This is a genomic window from Limosilactobacillus reuteri (assembly GCF_013694365.1).
Taxonomy (GTDB): Bacteria; Bacillota; Bacilli; order Lactobacillales; family Lactobacillaceae; genus Limosilactobacillus; species Limosilactobacillus reuteri_E.
Genome location: NZ_CP059275.1, coordinates 926,367 through 936,710, shown reverse-complemented (window position 1 = coordinate 936,710; position 10,344 = coordinate 926,367). Strand labels below are relative to the sequence as shown.

The 10,344-nt window shown below is 37.8% G+C and carries 17 protein-coding genes; all 17 read right to left on the bottom strand.

Features of this window, described 5'->3' with window-relative positions; genetic code table 11:
- Positions 1-386: 386 nt before the first annotated feature.
- Genes HHK02_RS05480 through gpG form a run of 17 tightly spaced genes read right to left on the bottom strand, consistent with a single transcriptional unit; the run spans position 387 to position 10,286 of the window.
- Complete coding sequence (locus tag HHK02_RS05480) at positions 387-1,004, bottom strand: hypothetical protein (RefSeq protein WP_152703912.1); 618 nt, start codon at positions 1,002-1,004, stop codon at positions 387-389.
- Complete coding sequence (locus HHK02_RS12885) at positions 1,005-1,127, bottom strand: hypothetical protein (protein WP_003663930.1); 123 nt, start codon at positions 1,125-1,127, stop codon at positions 1,005-1,007.
- Entirely contained in the window at positions 1,128-1,298 is a 171-nt protein-coding gene (locus tag HHK02_RS05475; RefSeq protein WP_172397134.1) for a hypothetical protein, read from the bottom strand. It lies immediately after the preceding gene.
- Positions 1,299-2,093 carry an HNH endonuclease gene (locus HHK02_RS05470; RefSeq protein ID WP_180875000.1) on the bottom strand — a complete coding sequence of 265 codons (795 nt, stop codon included), beginning with the start codon at positions 2,091-2,093 and terminating at the stop codon, positions 1,299-1,301.
- 45 nt (positions 2,094-2,138) lie between these two features.
- A complete protein-coding gene (locus tag HHK02_RS05465) occupies positions 2,139-2,606 on the bottom strand; it encodes a phage terminase small subunit P27 family (protein WP_085680634.1) in 468 nt (155 codons plus the stop codon).
- The gene (locus HHK02_RS05460; RefSeq protein WP_181462851.1) at positions 2,607-4,313 is read right to left on the bottom strand and encodes a terminase large subunit; all 1,707 of its coding nucleotides are present in this window, start codon (positions 4,311-4,313) and stop codon (positions 2,607-2,609) included.
- A complete protein-coding gene (locus tag HHK02_RS05455) occupies positions 4,314-4,676 on the bottom strand; it encodes a hypothetical protein (protein ID WP_003670981.1) in 363 nt (120 codons plus the stop codon).
- Positions 4,677-4,832 (bottom strand): DUF1056 family protein, encoded by a 156-nt coding sequence (locus HHK02_RS05450; protein ID WP_003670983.1) that lies wholly within the window; start codon positions 4,830-4,832, stop codon positions 4,677-4,679.
- Complete coding sequence (locus HHK02_RS05445; protein WP_085680630.1) at positions 4,833-6,092, bottom strand: phage portal protein; 1,260 nt, start codon at positions 6,090-6,092, stop codon at positions 4,833-4,835.
- Complete coding sequence (locus HHK02_RS05440; RefSeq protein ID WP_181462850.1) at positions 6,093-6,701, bottom strand: HK97 family phage prohead protease; 609 nt, start codon at positions 6,699-6,701, stop codon at positions 6,093-6,095.
- Positions 6,702-7,844: a phage major capsid protein gene (locus tag HHK02_RS05435; RefSeq protein ID WP_181462849.1), complete on the bottom strand. Its 1,143-nt coding sequence runs from the start codon at positions 7,842-7,844 to the stop codon at positions 6,702-6,704.
- Positions 7,845-8,258 (bottom strand): head-tail connector protein, encoded by a 414-nt coding sequence (locus HHK02_RS05430; protein ID WP_181462848.1) that lies wholly within the window; start codon positions 8,256-8,258, stop codon positions 7,845-7,847.
- The gene (locus HHK02_RS05425) at positions 8,259-8,504 is read right to left on the bottom strand and encodes a phage head completion protein (RefSeq protein WP_003663711.1); all 246 of its coding nucleotides are present in this window, start codon (positions 8,502-8,504) and stop codon (positions 8,259-8,261) included.
- A complete protein-coding gene (locus tag HHK02_RS05420; protein ID WP_003663710.1) occupies positions 8,505-8,879 on the bottom strand; it encodes an HK97-gp10 family putative phage morphogenesis protein in 375 nt (124 codons plus the stop codon).
- Positions 8,880-9,299 (bottom strand): hypothetical protein, encoded by a 420-nt coding sequence (locus tag HHK02_RS05415; RefSeq protein WP_003663709.1) that lies wholly within the window; start codon positions 9,297-9,299, stop codon positions 8,880-8,882. It abuts the gene before it with no gap.
- Complete coding sequence (locus HHK02_RS05410) at positions 9,300-9,929, bottom strand: major tail protein (protein ID WP_086131865.1); 630 nt, start codon at positions 9,927-9,929, stop codon at positions 9,300-9,302.
- Positions 9,930-10,286, bottom strand: coding sequence for a phage tail assembly chaperone G (gene gpG, locus HHK02_RS05405; RefSeq protein WP_086131864.1), 357 nt, complete (start codon positions 10,284-10,286; stop codon positions 9,930-9,932).
- Positions 10,287-10,344 lie beyond the last annotated feature (58 nt).

Here is a 10,344-nt window from a genome sequence, read left to right as displayed (position 1 = left end):
GATTAAATTTGGTTTATGCGTTTTGGAAGATTTCCTTTAGATCATTAAATTTACATGCTACTCTGATAGTCTCGTAGCAACCGTGCTGTAATCAGCAGAAGAGTACGTAATCTAACTCAGCGGCTAAAGGATTACCGTATGAATGGACAACAATATCGTTACAGGAGTAGGCGGAAAACTACGACCGGGTGCGGTGATTGTATGGTCCTGATTATACTTAGGCTTCAAGGCTATATGGGTGCAAAGCCCTACTAAGTTTTTATATCATGATTATCAGAAGAAAGGAGGTTATTCGGCAGCCTCCTTCTTCACCCGTACATTGATAATTATGGTATATAGCAATGCTAACGAGTCGCATTGCTAGCTAAGATCCACGGTGGGCACACTCATTGCCCTTTTTTTATTTTCTCCCATTCATTCTTAAAATATTCGTTGCCGTCCATCGAAGCCTTATTGATTAACTTGGAAATATATTTATCTACTTCTGTATCATAACTCATACCATTATATTTGTTAATTTTGGCGGCAAAGTAATTTCTTCTAATACCATAATCATAGTAATCACCAATATAGCTAAGTTCGCCCCATAGCAACTTTATATCGACCAGTATGCTTTTATTGGAATCATTATTTGGGATATATAAATTTAATTCATAATATAATCTTTTTATCTCATCCATTTTGTCATCCAATGACTCTTTAGCAAGCTTATCTCCATCTACCATAGCCTTGTTGTAAAGATACATATACTTGGGAACTGCTGCCAGATATTGAGCATACAATGGTCTAACTTGATTCATCCAATCTATCCTACCTTTTGACACCAAATCAGCTTTATACTTTTTATTGTTAAACCAAATTGTCCATATAAAAGTACCGATAGCTATTATGCTAGTTATAGCTATCCAATTAAAATATCCTTTATCAGTAAAAAAGAATTTTTCAATGTAGGTACCTATCATTTTTTTATTAAAGTTGCTGCCAATTAATAGTGCAATACTCATCTATTTGCGATTAGCTTTTTTTATTATCGCATATGCAATTGCAAAGTTGATACTTGCAACTGATATTGCTACGAGAGCATTAACGATAACTGCATCCTCATGTTTCCAGATAAACTCTTTCATTTAATCATTTAATCTTTTATGTATTAATTCTTCTAGTTCTTTCAAGTCGTCATCAGTAGCTAAATCACGGATAAACTTACGAGCATATGAACGATAACGATATATCCGGTTCTTATCCTTATTCTTATCGTCCCATTTTTTCTTGGCTCTTTGCTGTGCTTCACTAACCATTTATCCATTCTTGACGACCCGGTAGCCGGTAAAATCAGCCGTTTTGAAGCCGTTCAAAATCTTCTGAAATGAAATTTGTTCTTTCCGTTCACGTAATCGTTCCTCGCAGACGTTTGGATCAGTCATGATAACAATGTGATTGATTTGATGATAGTTACTAAGCAACGTATCGATTCGCTTGTCTGGTAATGTCTTGATGATCCAAACATTATTGAATGTCTGTTCTGCTTTTAACTTTCGTAACATCTGATCAAAGAATAGTGTGATGTAATCATGAATGTCATGGTTACCTTGTTGCATCGGTAAACCAGATAACGCATGCATTAACTCATCGTAATCATAGATAAGATCATGCTCAGTCATGTGTCGATTTACATATGTTGTCTTGCCACTTGCAGGCAAACCACAAACAATATTGATATTCATATAACGTTCCAATCCTTTATGATGTTTCATCCATTCACGTTTCGTTTTAATCTTATGGCATCCCTGACAGAGTGATTGTAAATTGTCATCGTTAAGTCGATCATTCCAATCGTCCTTGCTGGGGATGATATGGTCAACCAGTTCTGCATCCATTCCACAACGCTGACACAATCCATAATCACGTTCAAGTATCTCTTGCCGCTTATGCTTCCATTCTGTTGAGTGATAAAACTTAACATAATCATTCTCTTCAACATTACGATGGAAGTTATATGCTTTGTCGTTATCCTTGCGAACTACCTCGTCATAGGATACTAGTGTTGGCTTCCCATTGATAAAGGCTAGCTTGGTTGGTTTCAATATACTCATCCCCTTTCTAATATGTATGAAGGCAAAATAAAAGACGGTAGCCATTCATGAAATCCTAAACTTATCACGCAAGGATTGATGCTCTTCCTTGTCGGTTTGTGGCATATTCATCTGCAAACGTGAATTAACATTAAGCCCAAGATCAGATGCAAGACCCTTTATTGCCCTGGTTGCTTTATCAATTGTCTTAATTGCGCTATTGATTTTAGCAATGTTCTTTCTTTTCTTGGACTGTTCCTTATTTAATTGAACGGAAGCATCTTTGTAAATGCTGTACCAGGTACAATATAATTCCAATTCGCTCCGGTCCAAGTTACGCAATGGCAGCTTTCCGATAGAACCAATAATTCGCCGGTATTCCGCTTTGGCCACTTTATCTAAATGTGCCGGCGGAGTCTTTTGTAACTCAGGCAAACCATCAGCAGCCATAAATTCTGCCTTATATTTTGCTTCTTGTTCAACCACTCTAAGGTGGCCCGTTGACTGTGATAATAATTTTTGCTTTCTTGCCAATTAGAATCCGAAGTCATCATTAAACACATCCTCATCTGTTAGATAATCATCAATATTTTCACGGAAGCAAATAGCATACGCATCAAGCAAGGCATCAGCAGCATCAATCTTATTTGAATAACGGTTCTTGTCAATCCGGACACCATTGTTATCTGATTTAAGGATCGCGTTAGCCATTGCACCAGTCAAAATTTCATTGCCAGAATGTCGAACTCGCTTGTCTAAAACATCATCCCTAAATTGCTTAGTTGGCATTGAAAGAGTTAATGTCCCTTGGCGAACAGATATTTGTTGCCATTCCGGATGACCTTTTTCAATCTGAGTTAACAAGGTTCCATATTGTGCCGGGTCATAACAAATTGCCTGAACATCAAGATTATGTTCTCTAACAAATCCATCCAGCCACTCATATACCCGTTCAACATCAATAACTCCGGATTCAAGCTTTGTAATTTCACATTGGCCCATCCCTTGCAACCGGACATAATCTAAGCGGTCTGCTTTAATCTTAGCTTCCAAGCCATATTTAGTGCCGACAAACGCATAAGAATCAGCATACCAATAACCCTCTTGAGGAATTAGCCAACTAATCGCATAGAGGTCAGATGATTTACCAACGTCAATACCAAACCAAACCCGTTGTCCATCAATGTCAATTGGATCAATTTGTGCTGCATTCCAAGTATCTATATCCATATAACTATCCTCTTCGGCTTGTCGCCACATATTAAAATTCTTAACTAGAACAGAATTCTTTGTTCCTTTCTGTTTAGCTTCTTTCCACCGCTTTGCTAAATACCCATATACTTGGTCTTGTAAAGCTGGGACACTTAGAATTGGATTGGATTTAATCCAAGTTCTTTTATCATCAACTTCTGATACATTATCTTGTTCAGCAATATAGGCAAAATAAGTATCATCAGTGATTTCACCTTTCAAAACCTTTGTCGCATAGGGATATTCAATTGTATGCATTGGAACATTCAAGTCAAAGCCGGCTGTTGAGATAATCATAATAAGTGAGTTATGAAGTAAGGCCTGACCGGATTCTAGTAATTCCATCATTTCAGTGGTCTTACTTGCAGCATACTCGTCCAGGATACCAACATGAGGTTCAAAACCATCAACCGTTCCAGTTTCCTTAGAAAGAGAACGAACATAAGAATAATCATCTAAGTTACTAATAAGGTCACGGTTAACCTTTGTTCCACGTTTTGTATCACCATCACTAGAACGTAGAGCATTCAAACGTTTCTTAATCATATTAAAAACGATATTCGCTTGCTTTTTGTCGTTAGCAGTACAAAATATTTGCCGGGAGAATTCGGGTGAGTTACCCATCAAGAACTCATACAATGCAATGCCGGAAATAAGGATCGACTTACCATTCTTTCGAGCCATTGATAACATTCCTTTTCGGAAGCGCCGTTCAGATGGCTTGTCTTTTTTCCACCAGCCATACATATTAGCAATAATGAACCGCTGAAAATCTGCTAAAGGATATGCCCGCATTGTTTTTGGATCCGGAAGTATCTCCATGAATTGAATAACTTTATTAGCTCGTTCATTATCATAAAAGTATTCAAAGCCATCATTATCCGCTTTTTTAAGGTCATTTAAGTATCTTTTTGCAGCTAAAATCACCTTTTTACCAGCAATTATTTTGCCAGCCACGACCTTTTCAGCATAATCTTTAGCGTAATTCATTTAGTCACCACACTTATTACTAAATAATTTGGGATGTCTGGTTATACAAATACGCATTTTAAAGGTGTTGATTAAACTCATCAGTTCTTCAACAGATAATAATTGGATAGACGAGGCATCAACTTCTAGTTCGTTAACCTTTTTAATACCATCGACGATATCTGGGCAAATGTAATGTCGTACTTCTATATCTGTACAAATTAGATGATCACTTTGGTTTACGGTTACTGCTCCATAAAAAGAAGTAAACAATGAAATATCAGTCGACCAACGTTTATTCATTTCATGCCAATCAGCACACAAAATATACTTATCGTACCGACTTTCTGACTGAACGACCTTTTTAGAATCCGAAGTCATCATTCACCCCCTTTCATAAGAGATAAAAGCCATTACGAATAATTCAATTGAAATAATTAGTAAGCCAATCTTCGTGGAAAATAAAAAGCCTGTAACTGCTAAACAGATACAAGCTAATAAGAATAAAATAATTGGTTCATTTAATTTCCAGAACTTCATTCAGTTGCCGTTCTCATCTGAATTGGCATCATTAACTGTCGAGTTTCCAAGTCGCTTGTCATCGATTCCACCTCCCTTCGCTGTTGATTGTTTCTGATACTCTTCTTTTTTATCAAGGAAGACAGTATTCAAGGTTGATTGGAAGCGATCTAAGTCTGGATTATCAGATTTAACTAACCCCATCCGAACTCGTCCTTCATTAGGAGTAATGACGTTATTTGTAACTCCCTTTTGTACATCGTCCATTGACATCCCTGTTTCTTTGCGTGTATCAAATTCGATGTGGCAGTTATGACGTTGCCGATCAGTCAGCATTGTCATTTCCAGGTTACTTGCAATCGGCTTGAAGTAATAAGGTAAATCAGAAGTAATGAAGTCTTCATTTAACTGTTTAATCGATTGGTTAGGACTATTAACTGCTAATTTATATGCTGGAATATGCAACGCTTTGGCAATTTGAGCAGTTGAATAGTTGTTGCTGTTAATTAGTTGCAAAACATTGGTATCAATCTCAATTGGTGAATAATCAAATGTATCATCCGTAACAATTGGACTACCAGCATTGCTATTAGCTTGCGCATATTCAAACGCCTTTCTAGTTTTAAGACGCGCTTCCGGACTTAACTTACCCTTAGCTTTTAGCAATCCACCTTTAAGACCTGATTTAAAGAACCGCCGTAATGTTTTAATTCCATCATCCTGTAACCCAATCTCATCAGCCAAAGACAACAATGGCGACCGGCCATGAATACCATCGTAGGTAAAGAACATAAAATGAATTACATCTTCAGCCGGCACAACAATTGTTTGGCCACCGCCTTTTTGATTGATGGGAGTAAATTCATATTTAATATTCGTCACATCAGAATCATCAATATAGGTTTGCGATGGTGGAAAATATTGTATTTCTAAAGGTACTTTTGTATGAGGATCACGAATTATCCGTGAAAAACCATCCCCTGTTAGAATCGCATTAACAGTCATTAGGAAACGCCAATGATAAGCAGATAACATATCGTTTGGGTGCTTATTCAGCAAATAATCAACACTTTTGATATTCTTTACTGCATTTTTATCATCATCCAAAATGACAATCGGAAATCGAGCTACATTACTAGCAACATGAGAGACTGCAGTCAGCACATCAGAGTTTCTAAGAGCACCGATTCCACTATAAGATGGCATATTGCTAACCCCCGGAAGAATTCCCTGATCGATATAATCTTGTGCCCAGTCGCGTTTCTCGGTATGAAATAACACTTAATTTCCTCCTTCGAGTGTCTTCAATAATTCTTGTCGTTCTAATTCACGTAACATCTTTTTACGTTTCTGATCAGTAACATCTTTATTTTCTTGGTTTTGCATTTGCTTAACCATATTGATTGAACGCTGACCAACCTGAACTTCTGTATCTGGATAAGCAGGTGTTGTAACTACTGATACATCGAACAAACGATCAATTTGTCGAATAGTTCGTTCATAATCAACTCCATCCTGGTCAGATTCTTCCCAATCTTGGGCCTCATCTGTGTTGGCCACTGTGAAGGCAAAGCTACATTGATTAATAACGCCTGCCTTGATATTGGCAATCAAATCACGCGCAAATGATGTATCAGTTGGCTTAACAGTGAATTTCAAGCCAATTGCATCAGAAGATAAAGTCATGTTCACCCCTGATCGTCCCAGTACCTGGTTAGGATCGTGATTGATCGTTGCTACTACATTTGACATATCAGCATCATCGAACGCTCCTGGAGCAATTTGCTCAATAAAGCGAGTAAAGCCACCCAAAACTTCGGATGGCTTATTGTATTTGGCTGCATAACCTTCAATTACTGGTTCATCATCTTCATCAGTTGCCGTTCTCATTTATTTTGACGCTGCTGATGGACCAGTAACAAAGTAACCAGCGTTTTCATCGGCCTTCTTCACATCTAAACGAAGAACCGCTTGGAGATATTGACCATAAATGTCATTATCAACCCACCGTACCTGGAGATCTTTTCGATTTGCTAAAATAATTGCACGGTATGGATCACCAACAAAGGCATGAGCTTCACCCTTTGCTCCAAATAAGTCATCTTCAATTACAGCAACGTTGATTCCAGAGACCGCTTTACCAGACGGACTAGAAATACTATCTTGAAGTAAGTAACGTCCATTCTTATCTTTCAATGTATCAAGCCAGTTGTAGAAGCTTTGGCTGGCAATAATCATCTTATTGTAAGCCACATCTAAATCGACATTCCAAATTTTCTTTAGGTCATCGATTGCATTAGAGCCATCAACGGTCTTAGCTGAAAATCCCTTAAAAATTGTAGCAATAGCCGCATTCTTTGTATTTAAGGATTGTTCTTTTGCGTTTCGAGCAACTAATCCAGTTAAATCAATTGCTGAATCATCAATCGATTCTTGTGAAATAGGAATTGCTCCACGATAGGTCTCAATTTGCCATGCTACCTTAAGAAATTCAGGTTTTTGAAGATCAGGATTCTTTGCAAGTTCTTCAACAGTATGCATTTGAGCAGTTGCCTTTTTAAGAATTGGATAACTACCAGAAGCAGTTGTGGCGTTAAATACTTGAACAAATTGGCTAAGATCAGTTACTGTTTTAATTTCATTTTCAGGATTGTAAATGATTGATTCAGGAATAGTAACGCTTGCGTCTGAAGAAGTAATTCCAGTAGTACCATCACGATGTTCTTGGTGAAGATATGCGTTGAAATTACGTTTTTCTTCATTTTCGTCCTCGTTATTTTGGGAACGCTTATGAGGATCTGGAGCTGGATTACCCTTAGCTGCTTTACGGTAAAGCTTAAGGTCATCTTCAATACTCCGAACTTCCTTTTCAGCAGCTTCAATTTCAGAACGTAATGACTTAGCTCGTGTTAAGTCTTCATCAGTTGCGTCTTCATTTGAGAGTAGTTGGCGCATTTCATTAGTTTTTTCTTTAATTAATGCTCGTTTACCTTCTTTTTGAGCAATCAATTCTTTAATTTTTTCGCGAAACATTTAACTTTCTGATCCTTGATCGGTCGATGAGTTTCCGGATTGATCCCCATTTGGACTGAGTAAAATGTTATCCGTTCCGTCATGTTCCGTAGTTTCATTGGTATTCACCTCACTACTTATTTGATTAATAAGGCCATCAATTCCTGATGAAAGAACTGGTCGGTAACTATCTGCAGTAATTCCTCGCTCGTAGAAGTCTTCTTTCACCTGCTTCATAAGTGCAATTTTGAATCGCGGTTCGTCAGAGTAGTCAGCAGGCTTACTCTCCCATTTAATTGCCCTTGCAATCATCAATGCGGCAGCATCAACAATTATTTTAAGAATTTCATCATCAAAGTCCTGGTCAATTTTGCAGTAGTTTTTTAGATTGGCAAAGAATTGTTTATCACTCGAGAAAGTGTGGTCTGTCTCCATTCACCGGTCACTGCCATTTTGAATAACCTCCTGAGCGGTAATTTTAGTTAGATCCCGCTTTGCATAATCAGGATCCATTCCCGTGATTTCATACCATTTTCCTCGCCAGTTAATTAACCAATTCGATTGAATTTCCTTAAGAGTTTTGAAGGCAATTAAAAACGTGGGTGATTCTTTTCTGAACCCCACGTTTGAACTGTTTTGGACAAATTCACGGACTGACAGCTTAGGAACTTCTGCCCACACTCATACTTTCAAGTCCTCAATATATTTAGCAAGTATCTCTTTTTTAGATTGTGCCCGCGCTTTTTCAATAAAGTGCTGTGGATGTTGTTTAGAAGTTCCCGCATTGGGAAAGTGAGCAATCCAACCTTTTTCTTTGTCATAACCAACATCCATTGAGTAATCACCATCATTAGTCTTCAAATTACCGTGTTTGGTATGTTCGGCTAAAGGGGTCATATTAGAGTGATCGCCACTTTTTGCAACTGGAGTAACTTCTTTTAATTTCTCTTGAAAGACTTTAGCACCATCACGCGTTGCTTTTCGTGCCTTCTTTTCTTCCGTCTTTTCAAGTTTAGTTAAGTTAGCAATCAACTCTGCTTCACCGGTCACTGCCATTTAAATATCATTCCTTTCTTCAAACCCTTCAAAGTTAGCTGTGACCATTATGCAATTATCCAAGTCCGGATCCGGATAAGAATTCTTGTAGTAACGTTCAAAGCCATGACTGTGGAGGGTTTCATATATTCGTTCTTGAACATCCATTAGCCGGTCATCATTTTCTTCACGAATCCAAAAATCAACTTGTACACGTGGGTATTCAAAAAAGCGAGCATCGTCACTATAGATTGCATCATCCCCAGGTATAGGGGTGATCCGAATCCACGGTGCTGAACTCGCTTTAATAAATGGATCATCAGGCGTACTAGTAAAAATTGGAACATATGATAATTTATCTTGTCGCAACTTATCCATCATCGCGACTAGGCGCTCATCATTCGTTAGATAATCGGCTACTTGCATCTCTGGAGTTTTCATTTACCCTTTATCAACAACAGTTTCTGGTTTAGTATCTTTTGTACTGGTTGGATCAGTTACTGGAGCTTCTTCCCCAAAGACCATTGCATGGAACTTAGCAAAATCAAATCCTTCATTATCTTCCCGACCGATTAAAAGGATGGTTCCAGTATCCGCATCCCCACGCGGAACAAAATTACCTTCAATTTCATCTGCTTCTGGGTCTGGAGCACCGTCCTGAGTCTTGATTGAAATACCTGGTAAGGAGAACATCCCCTTGGTTAAACCAACCCAACAATGCTTCCCGTTTGAAAGCTTTGTCCGGAACATAGTAGCAACATAATTTGGTACAAGATTCTTAGTATAAACTTCTGTACCGTTCTGAATATCAATTCCATACAAGTCTTTCTTCATGATGGAATCAATATCATAAAGGTTGATGGTTTCCTTAGCTTCGGTAATTCCACCAGAAAGAACCAAGTAAGGGCCGTCATCGGCTGCTAACGTCTTTAATTCGTTAGTCAGCTCCAGCTTAACTTCACTTAACCCGCTCATCTTTCGGGTATCTTTAATCTTTTCATTCTCGTCTAGTACCCCGTATTCAAAATTAGAGGCTCCAAACTTAGCAACTTTTGCATTTGGTGTTCCCATTTATTTTTTTGGCTTTTCGTTATCCTTTTTCTCTTCTAAGTCATCTTCACTTAGAGGAGAACCGAGAGTTTCATTAATTGCATTAACAATGCTAATTAACCCTTCTATAGCCGTAACTCCTGAAAGAACATCCTTTTTAGTCAATCCATTCTTCCAAAAATTAGCAGCAAACTCAGCCCGTAAACTTAATAATCGTTCATTATCTTTATCTGTTGGCAATTTTTTGGGATCAGAGTACATCACTATTTCTTGACGTTGAACCTTTAATGCATCTAATAGATTTTCAAGCATTGGGGCTTCTTTTCGTTCATAGATTGTTTCTTTGCCATCTGTTTTTACTTTTAATTTATATGGCATCTAGAATAAGAATGGGAATGCTTTATCAATGGTTGTCTGCTTTTCTTCAAAGACGTAA